Raw genomic sequence first — 22,110 nt, forward strand, 5'->3', positions numbered from 1 at the left:
TTCTTAACGACTTCGAGAATTACTACCTACCATTTGTTCTTGATTACACAGCTTATCGGGAATATCTTTAAGAATCTGAGCCAATTCTCTAGAGGGGTTTTCCACAGAGTAAGCTTGCTGCAAGGCATCTGACCACAACTGATTTTGGATGAAGTAATTGGCTTTGGCAAGAGCGATCGCTTCACTGTTAGCTTTTTTTGCTTTGATTAAATTATTCAAATCACTGGTAATGCGTTTACTTTGTTGTGCATCCATGACCTGAAACGGAACAAATTTACTAGGAAACTCACCAATAAACACCAGCCATTCATAGGTTTGACCTGGTTGTAGCGCCATACCAGTATAATTTGCATTCTGCGCTCCAGCTACATTTTGACTCCATAAGTATTCATTACTACCTCTTGTCCGCACGGCTATTTTCTGCACCGCACCTTTCCAGATAAATATAGGGCGATCGCTCCAAACAATTCTGCGTACACTTGGAGCATCTGGAGAAATCATGCAGATATCATCAGTAGGTAGCCGGGAACCACCTTTGCGTGGTCGTATGGGAGGTTTCTTGCTAAACAAAGCCTGAGAAATATTTATCCAAGAAAAGCCTTGCATTGTCGCAGTTTTTTTAGCACTTTGAGCTTGATTCGGTAAAATAGGCAAAGTACTTAATGAAGCTGATAACACTAAAATAGGCAGTAAAAATTTATTCATGAACTTTTCTCCTCAACATAGATGGTAGAACATAAATCCACAAGATTGCAGACGGTAAAAACCAAGGTAAAAGCACCGCAGTTGATGAAATGTAAATCTGTAAACTAATCAAGCCGTAAATAGTTGTGATTATACTTACTAGTATTAAACCTGAAAAGCGATGATGTTTTCTTTGTCGCAACAAATACATCGTTTTCCCCAACAATATCGCTAACCCAATCATCCACAAATCCGGAATCGGCACAACCAATCTTTTATTCAGTAAATGATGTACCATGTATGCATGATATTCACCACCAGTAAAAACTTCATTCTGGTTAACAGGATTTTCTTGACTTCGCCAATAAGCAACTGCTGCTGGTAACTCAAAATTGTCTTCATCATCTTTTGACACACCTGCTTCACCATATCCCCCAGGTGCAACAATTACAACTTGTTTTTCCAAGCTTTGAGGAAAAAAACAACTGCGACTACCATAAACACAAAAAGAATTACCCTTACTTGTCCCCCTTGTCTCCCTTGTCCCCCTTGTCTCCTTGTCCCCTTGTCCCCCCCTCTCCCCCTCCCCCTCCAACAACTGCCAAGCGGGAATGGAACTATACACCCGATTAGGGGGAATGGAAAAGTCTATAATTGGGTGCAACCACATTTGACCAATCCAATAACTCAAAGCTGTAAGTGGTTGAACATGGGTTTCCTGAGATGTTAAAATCGTTTTATTATTTTTGTTACTTTCGAGAAAAGAGGTCATCTGTTGTAACAAATCGCTCTGACTGTTCAATTGCGGTTGTGGTGAATTGGGTAATTGCTGTAACTCCTGGGAAATAGCCAGCACGGTAGAGAAAAATAAAGGTTCAGAATCGGACTTGACAACCGGCAACAGTTGCATATATCCAGGTAAAACATCGATTTCCCCTTGCAAACTCCAGTTTAAACTGGCAATATTGGGTAAAGTATCTAGCCGTTCCTTAGTTTTAGTGAGAGTTGTAGCGAATACAAATGTTGTCGGGTTTGGACTTTTTACCGCTGTTTGCAGAGATTGTGCAAGGATTTTGTCGCTTTCTCCTTGATATCGATCTAAAGAATAATCTATACCAACTACCCTAGCTTTTGCAGCAGTAAGTTTATCCACCAGACGCGCTAAATATTTGCGCTCCATTGGCTTGGGATTCGATATCTTGGCATCTTTAATTGACTTTTCATCGATTTGCACCAACAAGACTGGGGGAGTTGCTGTTTTATCAATTTGACCCGTAACTTGACGATATATAGCTTGTGTGAGCGATCGCCTTTCTAATAAAAATTGCTGCACGGGTAGTTGTAAACTAATTAATATCAGAGATGAGAGAGCGATCGCTTCAGTCCGACTTGGTATCAACTTTTTGAGTTTTTGCTTGATTCCAAAAGGTTCGAGACGAAATAATCCCGCTTCTGGATGCCGAAACAAAGAAGGTATTAAGTAAGAACTTGGATAAGTCAGATTTTTTTCTAACTTGAGATATTCGCAAGCAGCTAATATTGATTCGTGAACATCTTTATATTGTGTCAAAGCTTGCAAAAACAAAACGAAAAATTCTTCAGCAACGCGATTGTGAATTGGTTCTCGCATAACTGCAACTTGACTTAAACCCAAGTCAATCAGTTTATTTGCGATACTCAAACCGCTGCAAGAATTGAATATTGCAAACTGCAATCCGCGTTCTTTGGCAACAGTCAAAGATGGGACTATTTCGCTGAGTGATAAAACTACATTTGGGGCTATAGATAATTCTCCTCCTGTTAAACTAGTTTCATTACTATGTCCAGCAAAAAATAAAATATCCCATCCGCTTTTCGATGCGATCGCTTCAACTATTTCCCTTTTTAATTCAGCAATATCTTTTCCGGGTTGCCAACCGATAAATTTAACTTCGGCGATTTTTTCTAAAGAACGAATTGCAGACTTTTCCGAATTAAAATTTAAACCAGTATCATCACCTAAAATAGCCAAAACTCTCGCTTGACGATTACAGGGATGATTTGATGTCACCTTTTCGCGGATATTCAGAGGTGCGCGGACAATATGAATTTTATCAGCAGCAAATTCCGTATTAATTTCCCAAGCTTCCCAAGGTAAACGCGCTAAATCTAAAGGACTGCAACTAAGAAAGACTTCAATCGCTGGTGATGTTGTTGCTAATTCCCTATTTTGATTGGCAATGACTGCCCGAATTTCATATAATTCACCACTGCGTAACCAATTATGAAACTCATATAATAGTTGTGCTTCCGCTTGCACTAATTTTGCGTGCCAATCAAGCGTTGGTGCAGCTATAATTCCAGCATCTGCGACTCTTCCCCGCAAGTAAGTTTTATAAAAATTTAAATAAGTTCGCTGCCATTCTTGATATAGTAAAGTGATTTTTTCAGGATAGGGAAGTGTCGCATTAATTTGTTGTCCTTTTCCCCATGAAAGTTCAAATAAACAAACTTTGTCGATTTGTTGAACTTTGAGATATAAAGCAGAAGCGTTCATTAATTTATTGTTCTCCTATTATTCCTCGTTTGTTAATTATAGAAATGGTATAACGATTCCCACATTCATGAGGTACAGAATATTGAATTAACCGCTTCGGAAGATAGATAAACGCAGATGGACGCAGATAAATTTGTACCTCAGCAGACTAGGAAACGCTATAAACGCACCCTACAATACTTAAATTTTTTCATAAATCAAATATGATTCCTATATTATTCCTCATTTGTTAATTATTTCGTCTCACCAATTAACGTGAACGCTGCCCAATATATCGGACTGGAATGTTTCTTCATTGTGTTCAGCATCGCTTGACGCAATGCAACAGCTTTATCGGGATTTTGCTGCAACCTGCCATAAAAATCGCTCATTAATTCTGATGTGGAAGAATCGGGAATCGACCACAGTGAGACAATTACACTAGACGCACCAGCAGTAATTAAAGAACGAGATAAACCAACTACACCATCACCAGTAATTTTACCTCTGCCGGTGTCGCAAGCGCTTAAAACAACTAATTCTGCATTAATTTGTAAATTGATAATTTCCGCAGGAGTGAGTAAACCGTCATCGTTGCCAGATGGTGCCAGAGCGATCGCATTCGGTATACTTTTATCAGCGTCATCTAACAACCCATGCGTTGCGAGATGAATAATCCTGGCAGATGGTAATTTTTGTTTGAAAGCTGCTTTAGTTGCGTTGCTACCGATGATTGCTGTAGTATTTTCCAGCTTGGCAATTTCCTTCGCTTCCATCTCTGCATATTCAAGTTGACGTAGTTGCACCGGTGGAACACCGACACTCGGCATTGTCGGGTTGCCCATAACTAACACATCTTTGCCTCTAGTTTTTTGACGCTGTTGATGCGTCAGTTCTAATACCTGAATTGCCGGGGAAGTTAGAATAGTGTGTTTTTCAATGAGGTATTTGCCGTCTTTGTCTTGCAGCGCAACAAAGGGAACTAAGAACAAAGATTCATGGGGGATGAAGATGACGTGTGCATCTGGGTTGCTGGGTAGAAGGGATGCGATCGGTTCAATTAATACTTGATAGAGTTTTTGGAAGTTTTCTTTTTGAACGGGTTTACCTGTGGGTTCCACGTTAATACCCCGACCACCTGCACCGATGGATAGACGGCTTTTGTCTACTAAGTCTTTTAGTGGTGTGTTTAAAGATTTGAGGTCTACTTGTTTAAATGCAATTTCCCCAGTGGGTTTGACTACCCATATATAGAGTTGAGATTCAATAATTGAATATTCCACAAAGGTGGCATTTTGCTGTTTGGCTATTTGCTTAATTTGCTCGATACTCGGTGGTTTAATATTGATTTGATTGTTGAAGTTAGGGGATTGTTTTGAGGCTAATAACTCAACAAAAGCTCTAGCTCTACCCCTTTCCGAAACTTCCAAAGCTTTGTCATTTTTATTCTGAGCGATTAAGGCTATTTGTAGGAAGCGATAAGTAAAAGTTTGCTGTTCAAAGATAGAAATTTTATCAGCATCTTTTAAGTCAACTCGTAGAGACTCCCAAACTTTAATTGCATCTAATAAAGTGGTTTCCGCTTTGGGATATTGACCCAGACTGATGTAAACTGCCCCAATATTATTGAGAGTTCTTCCTTCCCCTGCTTTGTCACCGATTTGTTTACGAATAACTAAAGATTGTTGATAGAATTCTAAGGCTTTGGGATATTGACCCAGGTTGCGGTAAACTGCCCCAATATTATTGAGAGTTCTTCCTTCCTGTGCTTTGTCACCGATTTGTTTACTAATAACTAAAGATTGTTGATAGAATTCCAAGGCTTTGGGATATTGACCCAGGTTGCGGTAAACTGCCCCAATATTATTGAGAGTTCTTCCTTCCTGTGCTTTGTCACCGATTTGTTTACTAATAACTAAAGATTGTTGATAGAATTCCAAGGCTTTGGGATATTGACCCAGACTGATGTAAACTGCCCCAATATTATTGAGAGTTCTTCCTTCGGTTGCTTTGTCACCGATTTGTTTACTAATAACTAAAGATTGTTGATAGAATTCCAAGGCTTTGGGATATTGACCCAGGTTGCGGTATACTTCCCCAATATTATTGAGAGTTATTCCTTCGGTTGCTTTGTCGCTGATTTCTTTACGAATAACTAAAGATTGTTGATAGAATTCCAAGGCTTTGGGGTACTGCCCTAGATTATTGTAAACTGCCCCAATATTATTGAGAATTGTTCCTTCCCCTGCTTTGTCACCGATTTCTTTACGAATAACTAAAGATAGTTGATAGAATTCCAAGGCTTTGGGATATTGACCCAGGTTGTCGTAAACTCCCCCAATATTAGTGAGAGTTGTCCCTTCCCCTGCTTTGTCGTTGATTTGTTTATGAATGACTAAAGATTGTTGATAGAATTCCAATGCTTTGGGATACTCACCCAGATTGTTGTAAACTAACCCAATATTGTTGAGAGTTGTCCCTTCCCCTGCTTTGTCGTTGATTTGTTTAACAATGGCTAAAGATTGTTGAAATGTCTCTAACGCTTCTCGAAATTGACCTTTCTCAAGCTGCTGAAGACCAACTTTGTTCAGACGAATTGCCTCGTCTCTTCGTTGTTGTGTGGTTTGCGTCTGTGCAGTCCGAGGTACTTGCACAATCTCCCCTGTCCTCGATTCGGCAGCACCTATCGGCAATATCAGTGAAAACACTAGAGTCGCAAGGGTGAGAGATTTGAGACGGTAGAACATTGGCAACTCCTCCAGATGGGTACAAGTAGATTGACGCTTCAATCTCTTATATTTCTGAGGGTAAATAGGTTATGCAAAAATTTGCCTTTAAATAAATACACCTCAGCGCATTTACGTATTGTAAGGCTTTAGTACACTTCGTCGTGTGTACCGACATCAAGCAGCACAATAATTTCCTGCTCGGTTTCTTCGTCTTTCTCTATCGAAAACACAATCCTACAATCGTAACCACACGAACAAGCTCTTAAACCAACTAATTTTCCTTCGAGCTTATGTGTACCCAAGTCAGCAGCAAACACATCTAACTGCATTTGTACCAAGGTTTCTTCAATGCGCTCCTGTAAATTGCTATTGCGCTTGACAAATTTCCGATAAGCTCTTTTAAATTTGGGACTGAGAACTAGTTCTCTCATTCTTCCGTCGCTGTATCTATTGACTGACGCAATTCTGATATAATTTCTTCTACAGGTTGCGGTTTCAATTTGCCAGCATGAAAAGACGCGATCGCTTCACGAGCATCTCTAGCAATTTCCTCACGACGACTTTCAATATGACGCTTGTGGATAATATCAATCAGCATCTCTCGTTGTTCGAGAGGCAGTTGCATCACAATGTCCAGAGCTTGTTCAAGAGTAACCATTTCAATTATTGTTGTAGAAAGTTCTTTAACTTGAGCAAGATTGCAAAATTATTCTTTAGCCTCGCAATGACGGAAATACGTAGTCCGTGCGTAAGTCCTGCTTATATTTAAAATTATAGATGAATAAAATAGACGTTTATCTTCCCAAATCAAACGCAAACGGTGGCAAAGTCACCTCAACCCCATCCATTAATCTCACACTCACAAGAAACTTCTCATCCCAATTACCAATTACACGAGTGAAAATATAAACATCTCCATTTTCTGGCTCTAATCCTCGTTCCACTAAAATGCCTGTTTGGTCACTGACGCGAAGTTTCACATTATGCGGTAAACTATTTGAATTAGGTGCGCCTAAAATTAACAACAAAGTCCATTCAGAGCGATTTGATTCTGATACTAAATGCCATGTTACAGCATACAATCGTAGTTGAATTCCTGCCAACAACAAATCTTTAAAAGCTGCACGCGCTTCTAGAGGAATTTCTGAATCTGTTTGCTGTAGTTGTGTAATAATTGCGGCAAATTCTTCGGTGGGACTTCGCATTTCTCCAATCGGTGCAAAACCCGGTAACAGCACCCAAGAAAGTTCCTGCGCTAAATTATCCAATTCATCCCACAACCAACGTCCCACATTTAAAGCAGGTTGTGTCAATAATTTGAATAAATCTGATAAATGGGGAATTGATAATTGTTGGATTTGCAAATTATATACCCAATTGAGTAATTCTGGACTGGTGAGAATTGCTGTTCCTTGTTCCCAATTTAAAACTTGCCATAATTCGCGTTCAGGTGAATGCAATTGGGGTAATAATGCTGTTAATTCATTTTGCATTCCGGAAAGATTATAAGCCCGTGGCGGTACAGCGGGTAAAGGAATTGCCTGTGGTTCTAAGCAACGCAGATATAGCAATAAACGGTCTGAATTATCTTCAAACCAAGTTAAAGGTAGCTGATATGTCCAATCTTCTTCAGCTACTAAGTTACTATTTGCCAATCTTTCTGTTAGTTGCTGATAAGATAAAAATCCCTGAATAACAGCACATTCTTGTTCTTCTAAAACTTCTACTAATATGTAAAAATGAGCTACATATTCTGCTATATCTACAACTGCTCTAGATAAAGTTACTTCTTCATCCGTCAGGCTACCAGTGGCAATCAAACATAGTTTAAATTCCCCAACTTGCAAATTGCTAACACTATAAATTGCATTGGCAACTGCTGGCTGAAAAAGTGTACATTTTTCTCGATTAATAGTTAGCGATGTATCTCGTGATTCTAACCATTCTTCCAAGGCAAATAAAGCTAAACTATTCAAATAAACTTGCCATTGCCGATTTGTATTGATGATTTGATTGCTAAGTTCTATTGCTTGATTAATTTGGTCAGGTGATAAAGTAATTGCTGATGTCGGCAATCGTTCAAAGTCAAACCACGTTGGTTGAGGATTAATTGATAAATTAGTCATAGTAAGTGATAAAATAGTGGTGATTAATTGTCGTAGACATTAGCCCGACAAATTAGAGATTTTTAACTGCTTGCAAAGTCTTTCTGTAAAATGGCTTTGAGAAGATGTCTTTTTCGGACTTTGAGCTTCGGCTTCTGCTTGGGAAATTAAGCTGGTAATTTGTTCATTAAGAGCGAGTGTAATTTCACCTTCTAAAGTGGCAAGACGTTCTGTGGTAGAATAATTTTTGGCTAATTCTATGACACGCGATCGCAATATCACTAAAAGCTTCTGTTGAACATCAGTGCGAAATTCCTTAAGTTTCAGCAAGCGAGTGACTGCATCTTGTGCCCGTAGTCCTAAAAACTTGGCGATTTCAGACATTGATATTTTCTCACAGTGAGATAAGTGCAGTGCTGTTAGGAACATTCTTGCCTTTTCTTCGCTCTTACGTTGTAGTTGTCTCACTCGCGATGAAATCACCATCGTCAATGCTCGATCTAAAGAAGCTTGAAACTGCGGACGATAAAACTGTAAAAACTCAGCTTGTTCCTCTTGTTCCCCCAGGTGAGAATCAGGAGTAATTAAGTTATTATACTCCTTGACAGCATCCAAAGATTTTGTAGGCAAAGAACCACCCCGGACATGAATCCGGTACTGTCGCAGACGGTTAGCGAGGTTTTGCAGTTGTCGCATAACATCATTTAAGAGCATCTGGTTAGTTTTACCTTCAACACGCTGGCAGATTTGTTGTAGTTGTTGAGTTGTGGGTGTAATACATTGTCCTCGATTGCGTTTTTCTAGGCGATCGCTACGGTAGATAGCGTGATATGCTTCTAAAAGTTGTTGCGATCGCTTAATTTCCCCAGGTGTAAGAAAGTGAAATTCCCCCAAAATTCGCTGTAGCTGTTTTGGTTGAGTATCGTTGAGAATTGCCCAATCACTGATGAGATAAACTCCGCACTCCAATAAAAACCGATTTAGTGCTGGATGCTGTTTTACTTTTCTGCTTGTCCAAGTTGTGAGACTGCTTTGTTGTGGGTCAAAATCCTGTAAAATTTCTCTAGAAAAGCAATTATAGGATGTTAGCGGTTGTAAACTACCATCATCATCAAGGACATATGGCAGTAAGTCCCGACAAGTGAACCCATGAACAGCACCAAACTGGGTTTCTAGTTGCAGACAGACTTGCTCAATTTGCCAAGAAATAAAGCAAAGTAAACAACGTTGTGCGAGTAAGCGTCTTTCATTATTGCTAGCATCCCTTAACCATGTTAATAGCTGCTGCTGGATATTGGCAGAAGACACGTCATTATATGGGATCTCGGTGAACGAATTAGCGAAAAAAGTCATAGCTGGTGCAATTTCCAAGATTTGACGATTTCCCGCTGCATCGATTCTCACGCATTTCCAGTATTTTGATTTAGTCATTAACTTTGGATAAATGACTCATTCCTTGTGACACAACGAGAAGTTGGGGGGAAATGTTCTTCCCTCAAACTTTGGTTCAAATTTTTTACCTCCTACTATGGTCTGAATTCCTCATTATCTTTTAAATCTAGACTAATTGAGCTTATGCAATTTTTAGTATTCATTTCAGCATCCCCATAATTTCTTTGAATAGCCGCTCATATTCTCGTGCTGACTCAGCAGCCAATCGCCCTGGTAAATCCCAAATTGTCGCAGCCTGACCGAACGTGTCAGCAATTACCTGCTTCTCAACCCCAAAAGGGGGTGAAGGGCTGCCCCCCTTCACCCCCGATCTGGTAATCCGGTGTTTGTATTAAAATCTTTATTCAACAAGCATTTAAGCAATTTGCAAGAGAGAGTTTGATAGATTTGTATTCATTTTGTAGCAACAAATGAAAATTATCTGATTAATTTCCCTGGTATACGCGTGAAAAGAGTGATATATAAGCTTTTTTGGGAAATTGGGTTGAAGAAGAGTGTGTATTCAATTTGTACCAAATCAGTCGTACAAAACACAAAATATTGGTTATGTCAATAGTATTAGGGTGTATCACTGTATGGCTGGACGTTTTGAAGGACTGAGTGACGAAGAAATGGAAGTTGTTTGAAGATATATTTTCTGAGGAGGCATCCAAACGTGGGTCATGTATGCCTCATGCACCATGAGGCTAAAAACTCCAATAAGGAGCGAAAAAGTCAGCGTGGGTAAGCATAATTCCTCATGTTTACCAGCTGGCACGAGCCAAGCTTTTAAATTTAGTAAATTGGCTATCAAACAGTAGTTTTATTGTTCCCGTCGGACCGTCGCGGTGTTTAGCTATAATTACTTCGCATATACCTCGCTCTGGTGAATCTAAGTTGTAGTAGTCATCGCGGTATAGCATCAGCACCTTGTCCCCGTCTTGCTCAATTGAGCCGCTGTCTCTCAAATCTGAAAGTATGGGGCGTTTATTCGGACGTGTCTCAACTGCACGCGAAAGCTGGGATAAACAAATTACGGGTACAGAAAGCTTCATTGCCAGTCGTTTCAACCCCCGTGTAATTGCGCCTATCTCGTTGTTGCGGTTGCCGCCATCACCGTCCATCAATTGCAAATAATCAATTACCACAAGCCCTAAATCGCAGCGCTCGGTTGCCATAACTTTGCGGCATTCAGCTTCAAAATAACTTAGGGATGGTGTAGCGCACTCGTTAAGATATATCGGTAGTGTTGATATATCTGATACTGCTTGCGCTAATGGTTGCCATTGACTATCGCTAATGCGCCCAGTTTTGAGAAAGCCGCTTTCAATATTTGCCTCTGCACAAAGCATCCGCATCGCAATTTGAGTTTTACTCATCTCCAAACTAAACAAAACCACTGGCAGATTTTGCAATTGGGCAACATTGAAGGCAATTTGAGCAGCGATCGCCGACTTTCCCATTGATGGGCGACCGGCAATAACAATCAACTCACCGCGATTTATACCACCGCTCATTAATGCGTCAAGGTCATAAAATCCGGTCGGGATACTGGGTAAAGTTAACCCCAAATTGCACGACTCTATCTGTTGGTAGGTATCAATCATCACAAGAGATATATGGCTTGTGTTATGCGCGGGGTTTTGTCCAAGTTGCAAATTGTAAATCTGGGTTTGTAACTGTTCAAATGCCTGTTCTAGTGGTACTTCGTCGTCTGATTTGTGTTGCAATTCCATTGCAATAGTACCCAGTCGCCCTAGTTCGCGGCGCTTCCACTTGCTTATAACCAAATCAGCTAGCGCGTCAATGTTGACCGCGCTAACGCATTTTTCCAGCAAATTAAATAGCTTGGTGCGACCGCCTACAATTTGCAGTAAATTGTTATCCGATAAATAGGACGTAACCACAAGCATATCTGTAGGTTTTTCAAGGGCATTAAGCCTAATCGCTGCTTGATAAATATCCCGGTGGGCGCTGATATAAAAGTGGTGCGCTTTCAATTGGTCACGCACGCGCATTATTGCATTAGGGTCGAGCATTATGCCCCCTAGTATCGCCTCTTCAGCTTCTAAGCACTGCGGTGGTATCTTGCTTGCAGCCGAGGCAAATTGAAGCACGTTATCTTGGTTTGCGTACATAAGTTTATGAAAGTATAAATTTTGGCAGCAGAGTCAGTGTTTATGATTTTTGTCACTCAGGAACTTCGATAAACCTTTCTGGATGTTTGGCTCTAGCCCACTCATACCAAGCTTTGGAAATGGCGTTTTCACAAAACTTAACTAAACCAAGATTCATCAATGTGTGGTATTGCCCCTCATGAGTGCTGCCATCCCAACTTTCAAAGTTCTGTACATTTGTACTACCCGCCGCCCCGCAATGTGTTGGTGCATTTGTACTATTGTGTTTTTCCCACTGCGACCGCAACTCTTCAAAATGGACTTCAATCCATTTGAGGGGTAATTGCACTGGGGGGTTTTTAAGTTCTTCTGCTTTCTTGTTACCAAATTCTAAAAAACTCTCTCTCTCGCCTTCTGAGAGAGTCTTTATTAAGTCTGAATAAGTCTGAATAGTCTGAGGAGTGCTGGAATCGTTATTTGGCAAGGGTTCCGGCTCATCAGGTGTCATCTTTTTTCGACACGGTGTCGATTTTTTTTGACACGGTGTCATCTTTTTTCGACACCTGGTGTCATCTTTTTTCGACACCTGGTGTCATCTTTTTTCGACACCGTGTCATCTTTTTTCGACACCTGTCGATTTTTTTTGACACCTTCTGAATCCGAAACACCATAGCCTTTGAGATTTCTGCCTTTCCATTTGTCAGCCCAAAAATCCCAAAGACCGGCGGCTTGAATTTCAGCGGCAGCGATATTAATAGCTTGTCTAGATACGCCCAAGCGTATGCCTAATTCTGTTTGACTTGGTAATTCAACATCACAATCGCCAAATGGATAGTTAGCAGACAAGTAAATCCAGAGGCGGTAAGCTGTTTTGGATAAGTCAGCGTCAATAGCTTCTAACGCAGTACCATAAGGAAGCCTAAAAAACTTTTCTTTATTTGAATCTAAAACCTTTGATTCCACAACTTGAAATCTTGTTTTGACGGATTCTATTTTTTCTTGACTTGGCTTTTTAGCAGGCATGGCTACTGCACCCCTTCAAAGGCAGCTTGAGCCAACGCCAGTCTTGCGTGGGCAAAACCCTTGGGAATTGACAAAAGCTTTCCCTGAATCTTTGTGTCTGTCATAATGGAATTAAAATGAGTTTCTGTTCTTAGAGTGCATATGCAAGCAAGGTTAGTCTTTTGTTGTAAAGTTGCTAAAACTTCACAAAACTGTCACCCCAACGTCACCAAGCAAGTGTGATTCTTTGCTAGATTGTATTTCCGGGATACATTTGATAATATTCAATAACTTGAAAGAAAGCAAGTAGTTTCAATATGGATAAGCATCAAGAAATATTAATTACAGCAATTAATGACAGTGGTCTAACAGCAAGAGAGATTTCTGTTAGAGCTGGTGTTCATGAGAGTACTATCAGTAAGTTTCTTGATGGCAAAAACGACCTAAAAGCTGGCAATTACTTCAAAATCCTTCATGCCCTGCCAGAAAGTTGTAGAATTCCGGCACTAGCGAGAATAGGAGTGGTTGAGTTAACGCCTATTCAATTAATTGAATCTGCAACACCCAAAGAAAAGGCTGAGATACTGCAAGCGATCGCAGCATGGGTATTACAACCAGGAGCCATGTCCAGGAAAAACACGGATAATAGTGACCTGCAAGTAGCCGTATGATTGCCTAAGAAACTTGTTAATATACGGTTAGGCGCTTATTGTGGTAGATAAAGGTGAGGTTGATTTAGGAAAATTGCGATCGCTTGGATGCTGAGGGAAAAGCCAAATTAATCAAGCATCTGTTGGGCGGATCTGGATTACAAGTGGTGATAGGTAGTAATCAAGTTCATGCTACGACTGTATATCAAGTGAGTTTATCTAGCCCTGACCAGATATCAACAATATTGGATGCGATCGCCAAAAAATTTCCTCCCAAGATTCTTCTGAAGAACCTTAGAGCAAGACACATGGAGCGACTTTCAGAAATATTGCAGGCGATACCTGCGGCACACGAGTACGCTGATAAAATTTCCTCGCTTGTATTCTTGAGATAAAAGCGAGGAAAAGTAAACGGCAATGCCAACTCGCCCCGCATATCGATCACCAGGTGGACAAGCTCAGTGCATAGCGATCGCATCCCGTGCTGGGGTGTGGTCAAGTCCAAATTTAGACTTATCCGTGGGAATATAGACGTAGATACAAGTAGCCAAATTTAGCTTCATGCGGCGCAGTGATTACAGCGGATATCGACCGCTTTATCGACTTCTATACTGATGTATTCGAGATGCCAGTAATCTTTCAAGAGACGACCCCAGCCTTTCGTCACGCACTTCTACGGGCTGGACCACAGAGCGTGCTTCATGCAGCAGAGATGCCTGATAATGTCCATAGTTCTGGGTCTAAGGACATGTTTGGACGGGGACACATCGACCACTTAGCTTTGAATGTCCCAACAGAATCGGCATTTCAGATTATCCGTCGCTTTCCTTATAGATCGGGGTGTGAGTGATGGCGCGATCGCCGTATCCTCGCTTATCGCAGATTTTTAATGGAAACCTGGATCAGCGATCGCGTTTAGCTGAACGGCGCGAGCCTGGTTTCTTCGTACCAGATTTCTGACCACCGACTACGGTTCGCGCTGCCGATTTTTTAGCCGATGTTTGTGGTGACGATTTCGCACTTATTAGAGCGGTTTGTTGATTACGTCCGGTTTTTGGTCTGTGTTTACTTATATCTTGAATTGGTTCGGACGATTCGGGTGGGTTGGGTCTAAAGCCTGCGATCGTTTCTCTCGGCAACCTAATAGCAATCAGTTTTTCAATATCCGCCAATATTTGATATTCATCAACGCACACCAGCGATACAGCTTCACCTAAAGCACCAGCACGACCAGTGCGACCAATACGATGAACATAATCCTCCGGTACATTGGGCAGATCGAAGTTGACCACATGGGGCAACCCAGTGATGTCAAGACCCCGCGCAGCAATGTCTGTTGCCACCAGTACCTGTAAAGTACCATTCTTGAACTTTGTTAGAGCGAAGGTACGTGCCGATTGGCTCTTATTGCCATGAATTGCCAGCGCTTGAATGCGGTCTTGTGTCAACTGCTTAACCAAACGGTCAGCCCCATGCTTAGTGCGGGTAAACACCAGCACTTGATACCACTTATCTTGCTTAATCAGATGAGCAAGTAATTGGGGCTTCTTGCCGTACTCCACCTGGTATACTTTCTGTGCTACCGTGTCGGCTGTAACGTTGCGGCGTGCCACCTCGATCATTGTCGGGCGATCGAGCAGCCCTGCGGCAAGTGCCTTAATTTTGTCCGAGAATGTGGCGAAAAATAGCAAATTCTGCCGCTGTTTGGGCAGGAGCGAAACTATGCGACGTATATCACGAATAAAGCCCATGTCTAGCATTCGGTCAGCTTCATCTAACACCAAAACCTCAATACCTGACAGGTTCACTGTACCCTGCTGCACATGGTCTAGAAGCCGTCCTGGCGTAGCAACCAGAATATCTACGCCATTTCTCAAACGCTGTTTTTGCGGATTAATGCTGACACCACCGAACATCGCCATCGATCTCAACTTCAGGTATTTACCATACTCATACACACTTTCGTGTACCTGTGCGGCGAGTTCGCGAGTTGGGGTCAGAATTAGCGCCCGGATCGGTGCGTATCCACTCTTGTTGTTTTTGAAGCTATTGTCGGACGACGACAACTGATGCAGGAGCGGCAGGGTAAAACTCGCAGTTTTTCCAGTACCCGTTTGGGCACCAGCTAGTAGATCGCCACCTGATAATACAGCAGGAATTGCCTGCACCTGGATTGGCGTGGGTTTGGTGTATCCCCGCTCGGTGACAGCACGGATAATTTCATTGGACAAGCCGAGTGTAGAAAAAGACATAGGACTCCAGAAATAACATCAGCCTGTCGCTAATGGCGGCATCAGTCTGAGGCGGACGCTTGCATGTTTGAAGGGCTGGATAGGCAGTAACGCAAAGACAGTTCAGCGAATGCCGCAGTTCTGAATCATAACAAAGTTCAGTCCGTTATGCTGTTAAAGTTCCTTTGTTGAGAATCAAACGGGAATTTAGGCGATCGCACAATTTCAAGCAGACAGGGTGCGATCGCACCTTTATTCTGGGTGGAGTCAGTCAACTATTCGGTCAAACGGCATTTGAGCAAAGTGGTCTTGGAGCAGTTTATGGATGAAGCGATAGCGACCACCGACACGTTGAAGGAATAAGCGATCAGTGCAGTAGTCGAGGAAGCGGGCGTAGTTCCAAGGGATGTAGCCTTTACTTTTTAGGAGGATACGAAGTGCTAAATGTTGAATACAAGCTTTACCACCACCATTTAATCCAGCCCTGTGTCCAGTATCTAGTCCAAAGAACAAACCAGCTATCAGACCATTAATTAGCGCACCAATTAACGCGCCAATTAACGCACCAATTAACGTACTCATAACCCCATAACTTAACCAGATAGTTCCGTAGTTTATTGCTGATTTCCAAATACCTTGATTTGGAATAACCTTGTTTTCAATATCTCTTCCATCAAGCGCCTCAATCAACGCTGCACTCAACCCCTCTGTCAACCAAATATACATCCATGTTCCTACAATTGGTAATGAAATCAGGAGCAAATTTGGGTCTAACACAGAAAATGGTAATAATAGCAATAAAAAAAATAGCCCAATTTTTGCCACACTAATTAACTTTTTAATTAACTTTTTCCAAGACCATTGAAGAATTTCTATCGGTTGAATTTTTTCTTCCAGTCCCACAAGTAAGTAAATAAGTATACCAAGACTTGACCAGAAGATAATCAGAGCAAGACTCAGCCAAAAGATTGATGAGATATCTAGTATAATTCCCCAGGTTTGGAGAAAGCCAAGACTGGATATCAGCAACCAATTCAGCCCAGCAAGCAACCCAGTGAGTAGTCCAGCGATCAGCGCAGCAAGCTGCTTAGATTTAGTTGTCAGTAGCCAAGTAGATTGTATTTCTTCCAGGGCAAATTCTGTTTTTGACTCTTTTCCTAACTGCGATGCCAAAAATATCAACCAATTCTGCGTTTGTCTTTTACTTGGAACCTGGTGTTTCTTATAAGCTCGACTCTCTACCTTCGGCTTCAACATTTGCCGTATATAGGCATTCAGTAAGCCTTCCAATCGATTTTCTCTAGACACCAGTTTCCAGTTCTTGAATGATAGCTCTTGCTCTGATAGCACTAAAATATTTAACCAAAAAGGTGTTTTACACAAATCCAATAATGTTTCATCATCTTGTAAAACCTTCCATAAGTCCTCACGGTTTATTTGCAACAAGTAATTCTGTACGTGTTTATCATCTAAATTCCACAGGCAAATTGCTCTAGATAATTGCAGCTTCGTCTGATAGTTACTGTACTCTTCCTGCCGACAACAAACTACTAAGTACTGCGGACGAGACTCGCTCTGCAACAATTGATTAATCGCTTGCACACAAGCTTCCTGTCGCCTACTCTCCAACTCATCCAACCCATCTAACAAGGGCAGGAGTTGATAATTTCTTATCCACTCTTTCCCTAAATTAACCCAAATGCCATATTTAGATTTCAGTTCAACTACCAACCACTCACTCATTGATTGCTGATCGCTCTTCCAAGAAGATAAGTTGAACAACACCGGGATGGGGTAATTGGGGTCATCTTCAGCACGGCTAACTAATACTTGAGCAAGTTCGAGCATGGTAGTTGTTTTACCAGAACCGGGCGCACCAAGGATGAGTAATTTGCCTGCGATCACACTATCGTCAAAAACATCTTTAATGCTGGTGGTTTCTGCAAGTGATTCGGGTGGTTTTAATCCTATTTTGATTTCTGCATCCCAAGGGCGCTTTACTTGTTGCGGTTGTGACTCCTTCCCTAAATTAATCAGTACGGCATTATGTAGAGATTGCCTTAACCGTGCTGTTACTTCTAACTTGACTGCGGCTAGTAGTATCCGTTGATTCTTTGGTCGAGCCGGGTTACCTACTGGTGCTGCTTGTTGCCCCAAGAAAAAATTCCAAATGTCGCCGCCTATACGTTGGGCGTTAACGTTCTCAGCATTTATAAACCCACCACCAAATTGGGCATTCCGTAAGTCGTTATTAGAAACTTTTTTGGGGTCGTCTGACTCTGGCATGGGCTTAATCGGGGTGTTCTTGGTTGTCTGTATTATAAATGTCTCCCCCAATCTGCTGGCTTTGAACTGCTCGGCATCCACAATCCCACCAGCTATCTGGAATCCATGACTTGTGGAAGTTTTTTTGATACAGCAAATAATTCAACATAAGGCGTAAATTGCTAAAAGGGAAAGGAATTTGGCTCGAGAAAGCGAACGTTTACACTCCTTCCTGCCAGACAAAAATTGCTAAAACTGGGGGTTTTCTGCAAATCAACTTTGATTCGCACTGTCGCTACCCGTATTGGTAGCTGACGGCGGGCAATTTCTGGCGGTGGTTCTACAACATATTGCCCAACTTGAATGCGACCTGTACCAGCTCTAATTGTCTCTACTCGTCCTTTCCATTGAGTATTACTTAACCCACTAAAAACAACTTCTGCTGCTTGTCCAATAACAAGTTTATTCGCATCCGTCTCCGAAACAAATGCTTCTACCCAAAGATTATTACAGTTAAGTAACTGAATAATTGATTTGTTAGCTTCAACTTTCTCCTGTGGCTGAGTATCAATTGACCAAATCACACCTGTTGTCGGTGCTAACACTGAGACTATTTGCTGAACCTGTAATTCTTTACTAGTACTGACGAGTTGTGATTGAATGCTTTGCAGTTGTTTTTCTAGGTTTTTTTCTTGTTGCTTAAGGTCTGTCAACTCTACCTCAAGCTCGTAAACGCGCGTTTCAGGATAACTTAAGGTGCGAGTTCCCTCTAATTGAAGTCCGGCTTTCGTTGCCTCTAAAGCAAGTTTGGCTTGTTCAATTTGTGATTGAATTTCCTTGACTTTACCTTCGGCTTGCTTTGCTGTTGCGGTTTCGCTTTCAGCCCTGCTCCCGGAAACTGCCCCCTCTTTACTTAAGAAAGTATAGCGTTTAGCTTCAGCAAGCGCTAGTTTTTCTACAGCTTGTGATTGAATCTGTTGCCCTTCATACTGCTTTATCTGTTGACGAGCATAGTTACGCTGAAGATTTTTTTGGATGTTAGTTTGTTGTTTAAACAACTTCATCAATTTCAAACGATTCCTAATTTGCTGTTTTACACCAGAGATTTGCTGTTGAACATCCTGTAGGCGAGTTTTCAATTGTGAAGAGTCAATTTTAAGGACTGATACTCGTGGATTTTCGACACTAGATTTAATTGTACCGATTAGTGCACCTTTCTCAAGTTGGTTGCTCAACTTAATTTTCTCACTTTTCAACTCTAGCTCACCTGGAATGGCTGCCCGCACAAAAATGATTTCACCGTTAACAAAAGCTTGTACACTACGAATTTGAGAAAAGTTGCGTCTCAGCCTAACTCCAATAACAGCTACACAGCTGAGAACTAGAATTGAAAGGATAATTTTCTGTGAAGATGTTTTAATTAATTTCATGAAAAACGTAATTTCATGTCTTAAGCAGCAAACTATTCTTGCGGCAGCTTTATGAATCCCATGTAGCTCCATAAGCTGGAATACCTTTCCCCAAACAAGTCTTGACCACCTTTTCAGTAACCGCTTTGTTGGATACACAAAATACAGCTTGCGCCCTAAAATCTCGAACGGCGTCAAGAGCTAGCTGCTCTACATTTGGTCTACCATGTATTGCTGTATCGAAAATATTGCACCTCGGATGAGAGTCAAGCAAAGACCAAATCTTTTTGCCGTAAGTTTGTTCATGTTCGTTAGCAATCCACACAATACAAAGTTTATGACCATTTTTTATAACATGAGGTATTACTGGTGCAATTCCGGCACCAGTTGCGATTACAACTACTCGTGAATAAGCGTTAATTGAGAACATAAAACCGGGAGGCTTAACTCGACGAACCCATAACCGTTTGGGCAAATTTCCTTTTTCAACTTGCCGAATCAAATTTTTAGTCCAGTCGCCTACCGCACCGATTATTAAATTAATTTCTAATTTGCCCGTTTGTTTGCTCTTACTCGTTTCTGCTACAGAAAAGGAATGCCATTCAACACCATCTAGACTAATTCGAGCAAATGTCCCTACATCAGCGCTTCCTGGAAAAGTTACAACTAAAACCCCTTCAGAAGGATAATGCATCTTAAAATTATGGAAACACTGTACGCTTATCCAGGGCAAAAATATACTGAAGACCATCACCGCTACCATGAGTAAAACTGGATTAATTAATAAAGTTTCTAAAGGATAAGCTTGGTTGAGAGCGATGATAAATTGAAATCTAATTTGATGAAAGACAAGAATCGATAAACAAGACCATCCAAGATAGCGATGGTTTATTTCAAACGTGTCATGGAACTTATGGCGGAATGGGGGGGTAGCGGTGAGGATAATAATAAATAAAAGTGTTAACAATATACTAGATGTAGCGATTGATATGGGGTCGCTCTCTGTTGCAATTGATAGAGGGTCGCTTGGGTTTCCCAACTGCTGGAATTGATCAACAAGTAGCCATATAAAACCCCAAGTAGCGCATGAGGCGTGAATGCCACCGATGTAATGAACGCTACTATTAAAATAGTATTTGCCATAAACAATCTTTACCGAAGTCCATACTGCCAAACGATATAAGAAATGTAGAATTAGTTCATTACGGACTATAACCGCTACTAGTATATTGCTGACACTAAAAATTGCCGTTGAAATATCAGTCAAATATATTGTGTCATAAAAAGTAACCAAAAATAAAATATTGACGCTAGAAACTAAAATCCACCAAAAAAGATGCATTGCTTAATTTTTGCTTGAACATAATTCAAAATAATCTTACATAACCTGCCATCAAAAATTTCGTTGAAGAGAGCAATTATTATAAAAATATCTCTAAAGATAGATTATGAAATTTTGATTTTTACTGAATTAAATTAATATATATGGGTGTGTAAAGAAGCTACTTATGCAGTTTGCGCGCAAATCTTTAACAAATTTTAAATTCTATCTCTAACCTACCGAGCGTCATCGTGTCGCACCCAAAACGGGAAGATTGTACGCTAAGGCTGAAAGCATTGCCCAACAAGCATCTTAAACATTCATTTTTCAAGAGTACCCGCTCTGTGGCTGTTTACCCTCAGTTGCTTGTGTTTCAACCTCATACACAGTCTCCAACACGCTCAACAGCTTTTCTTCCAGCGGTGTTAAATATGGGCGTTTAATCTGACCAATATGTTGTAAAACGCTCATCGCCGCCTCTTCCAACTTGCCGCTGTTACGCAGTTTGGCATTTGCGATCGCACACCGAATTCATTAGACCTGTCCAAAATATAATCTAGGCACAAAAAAGTGGTAAAAATTAAAATTGGAAATCTACCACTCTGATTTAAAATGTGTATTGTCTTCGATTATATCCAAAAATACCCATCGAGAACAAAACAGATTTTGGGCATTAGTTACGAACAGTTTCAAGCGTTACTTCAATCAGCTTTAAAAGAACATCTTCAAATCCAGAAGGAAAAAGAAAAGCAAAAAGTCAGGATTAATTATCCTGGGGGAGGCCGGAAAGAAATATTATCAATTTCCGAGCAAATATGTCTATGCCTGTTTTATTTAAGACAGATACCCACCTTTGAAATACTAGGGATGTTGTTTGGTGTATCTAAAAGTGAAGCTCATGTTACTTTTCATTACTGGATAAAAATCATCCGAGAAATTCTGCCATCAAGTTTACTAGAACAGATGGAGGATTCAGAAGGAGATTTCATGATTGTACAAGAAATATTGACAAATTTTCAACTCTTAGTAGATAGCTTAGAACAGCCTATTGATAGACCGTCTGACAATGAAGAACAAAAAAAGTTTTATTCAGGGAAGAAAAAACAACATACTTTAAAAAGTCAATTAGTAGGTCTGCCAAATGGCAAAGATATTGTTGATGTAGCAGTAGGATTTCCTGGGCCAACATCAGACATCAATTTATTTAGGGAACAACAGAAAAAATTTGATTATGAACAAAAATTTGAGGGGGATAAAGGATATCAAGGTGGTAAAAATATTACGACTCCCCATAAGAAAAAACGAAAACAGCAACTAACCGAGCAACAAAAAACAGAAAATAAAATTCTGTCAAGCAAACGGATATTTATAGAACATTTAATCAGGCTTGTGAGAATTTTTAAAATAACTTCACAAAAATTTTGCCTGCACTCAAATATCTATAAAGAAATAATTTTAACAGTTTGCGGTTTGGTTAGGCTACGAATTGGTACTTTAGTTTTAACGAGGTAATTATCATTAATAACAATTAGCGATCGCCTCGAATGCATAACTTCATTTTTTGGCTCTAAACTATCAGTAACGATATCAAACCCTAATTGTTACGTTTAAAGAGAATCTGCAAGGATTGGTCTCAAAGCCTTGTAAATAT

At 40.7% G+C, this 22,110-nt stretch carries 20 protein-coding genes; 4 read left to right on the top strand and 16 right to left on the bottom strand.

All coding sequences use genetic code 11. From position 1 onward, the window contains the following. Positions 1 to 3: 3 nt before the first annotated feature. From TOL9009_RS0104610 to TOL9009_RS0104660, 11 genes are all read right to left on the bottom strand, one after another. Complete coding sequence (locus TOL9009_RS0104610) at positions 4 to 705, bottom strand: hypothetical protein (protein ID WP_029631498.1); 702 nt, start codon at positions 703 to 705, stop codon at positions 4 to 6. After that, complete coding sequence (locus tag TOL9009_RS0104615; protein WP_029631499.1) at positions 698 to 3,220, bottom strand: CHASE2 domain-containing protein; 2,523 nt, start codon at positions 3,218 to 3,220, stop codon at positions 698 to 700. Before TOL9009_RS0104615 ends, TOL9009_RS0104610 begins: the two co-directional genes overlap by 8 nt. Before the next feature lie 233 nt (positions 3,221 to 3,453). Beyond that, on the bottom strand, positions 3,454 to 5,946 hold the full coding sequence (locus tag TOL9009_RS0104620) for a CHAT domain-containing protein (protein ID WP_029631500.1): 2,493 nt from the start codon (positions 5,944 to 5,946) through the stop codon (positions 3,454 to 3,456). A 128-nt stretch (positions 5,947 to 6,074) separates the two neighbouring features. Next, a complete protein-coding gene (locus TOL9009_RS0104625) occupies positions 6,075 to 6,359 on the bottom strand; it encodes a type II toxin-antitoxin system RelE/ParE family toxin (RefSeq protein ID WP_029631501.1) in 285 nt (94 codons plus the stop codon). After that, positions 6,356 to 6,586, bottom strand: a complete 231-nt coding sequence (locus TOL9009_RS0104630) for a hypothetical protein (RefSeq protein ID WP_029631502.1) — start codon at positions 6,584 to 6,586, stop codon at positions 6,356 to 6,358. Before TOL9009_RS0104630 ends, TOL9009_RS0104625 begins: the two co-directional genes overlap by 4 nt. Before the next feature lie 136 nt (positions 6,587 to 6,722). Next, positions 6,723 to 8,054 (bottom strand): DUF1822 family protein, encoded by a 1,332-nt coding sequence (locus TOL9009_RS0104635; RefSeq protein ID WP_029631503.1) that lies wholly within the window; start codon positions 8,052 to 8,054, stop codon positions 6,723 to 6,725. A gap of 39 nt (positions 8,055 to 8,093) precedes the next feature. Then, entirely contained in the window at positions 8,094 to 9,464 is a 1,371-nt protein-coding gene (locus TOL9009_RS0104640) for a hypothetical protein (protein WP_029631504.1), read from the bottom strand. A gap of 160 nt (positions 9,465 to 9,624) precedes the next feature. Next, complete coding sequence (locus TOL9009_RS43050) at positions 9,625 to 9,789, bottom strand: hypothetical protein (protein WP_242055506.1); 165 nt, start codon at positions 9,787 to 9,789, stop codon at positions 9,625 to 9,627. Between the two features lie 439 nt (positions 9,790 to 10,228). Then, the gene (dnaB, locus tag TOL9009_RS0104650; RefSeq protein ID WP_051502795.1) at positions 10,229 to 11,602 is read right to left on the bottom strand and encodes a replicative DNA helicase; all 1,374 of its coding nucleotides are present in this window, start codon (positions 11,600 to 11,602) and stop codon (positions 10,229 to 10,231) included. Positions 11,603 to 11,654: 52 nt separating this feature from the next. Next, positions 11,655 to 12,131, bottom strand: a complete 477-nt coding sequence (locus tag TOL9009_RS0104655; protein ID WP_029631508.1) for a hypothetical protein — start codon at positions 12,129 to 12,131, stop codon at positions 11,655 to 11,657. After that, positions 12,128 to 12,604 carry a hypothetical protein gene (locus tag TOL9009_RS0104660; RefSeq protein ID WP_029631509.1) on the bottom strand — a complete coding sequence of 159 codons (477 nt, stop codon included), beginning with the start codon at positions 12,602 to 12,604 and terminating at the stop codon, positions 12,128 to 12,130. Before TOL9009_RS0104660 ends, TOL9009_RS0104655 begins: the two co-directional genes overlap by 4 nt. Positions 12,605 to 12,900: 296 nt before the next feature. Here TOL9009_RS0104660 and TOL9009_RS0104670 point away from each other — a divergent pair, with 296 nt between their 5' ends. From TOL9009_RS0104670 to TOL9009_RS38100, 3 genes are all read left to right on the top strand, one after another. Next, positions 12,901 to 13,254 carry a helix-turn-helix domain-containing protein gene (locus TOL9009_RS0104670; RefSeq protein ID WP_029631512.1) on the top strand — a complete coding sequence of 118 codons (354 nt, stop codon included), beginning with the start codon at positions 12,901 to 12,903 and terminating at the stop codon, positions 13,252 to 13,254. 83 nt (positions 13,255 to 13,337) lie between these two features. After that, positions 13,338 to 13,628 carry a hypothetical protein gene (locus TOL9009_RS0104675; protein WP_029631513.1) on the top strand — a complete coding sequence of 97 codons (291 nt, stop codon included), beginning with the start codon at positions 13,338 to 13,340 and terminating at the stop codon, positions 13,626 to 13,628. A gap of 176 nt (positions 13,629 to 13,804) precedes the next feature. Then, on the top strand, positions 13,805 to 14,083 hold the full coding sequence (locus tag TOL9009_RS38100) for a VOC family protein (protein WP_051502796.1): 279 nt from the start codon (positions 13,805 to 13,807) through the stop codon (positions 14,081 to 14,083). 52 nt (positions 14,084 to 14,135) lie between these two features. Here the strand turns inward: TOL9009_RS38100 and TOL9009_RS0104685 are convergent, their stop codons facing one another. The 5 genes from TOL9009_RS0104685 to TOL9009_RS46885 form a co-directional block, all read right to left on the bottom strand. Then, positions 14,136 to 15,485, bottom strand: a complete 1,350-nt coding sequence (locus tag TOL9009_RS0104685) for a DEAD/DEAH box helicase (RefSeq protein ID WP_029631515.1) — start codon at positions 15,483 to 15,485, stop codon at positions 14,136 to 14,138. A 246-nt stretch (positions 15,486 to 15,731) separates the two neighbouring features. After that, a complete protein-coding gene (locus TOL9009_RS42020) occupies positions 15,732 to 17,750 on the bottom strand; it encodes an NACHT domain-containing protein (RefSeq protein WP_051502797.1) in 2,019 nt (672 codons plus the stop codon). Positions 17,751 to 17,911: 161 nt separating this feature from the next. Next, a complete protein-coding gene (locus TOL9009_RS0104700) occupies positions 17,912 to 19,159 on the bottom strand; it encodes an HlyD family secretion protein (protein ID WP_029631517.1) in 1,248 nt (415 codons plus the stop codon). Positions 19,160 to 19,208: 49 nt separating this feature from the next. After that, positions 19,209 to 20,480, bottom strand: a complete 1,272-nt coding sequence (locus TOL9009_RS0104705) for a ferredoxin reductase domain-containing protein (RefSeq protein ID WP_029631519.1) — start codon at positions 20,478 to 20,480, stop codon at positions 19,209 to 19,211. A 306-nt stretch (positions 20,481 to 20,786) separates the two neighbouring features. After that, positions 20,787 to 20,930, bottom strand: a complete 144-nt coding sequence (locus TOL9009_RS46885) for a hypothetical protein (RefSeq protein ID WP_186227480.1) — start codon at positions 20,928 to 20,930, stop codon at positions 20,787 to 20,789. Between the two features lie 141 nt (positions 20,931 to 21,071). On the opposite strand from TOL9009_RS46885, the gene TOL9009_RS0104715 reads away from it, so the two are divergent. Further along, positions 21,072 to 21,971, top strand: a complete 900-nt coding sequence (locus TOL9009_RS0104715) for a transposase family protein (protein ID WP_029631521.1) — start codon at positions 21,072 to 21,074, stop codon at positions 21,969 to 21,971. Positions 21,972 to 22,110: the final 139 nt, after the last annotated feature.

The organism is [Scytonema hofmanni] UTEX 2349 (genome assembly GCF_000582685.1).
GTDB lineage: Bacteria > Cyanobacteriota > Cyanobacteriia > Cyanobacteriales > Nostocaceae > Hassallia > Hassallia hofmanni.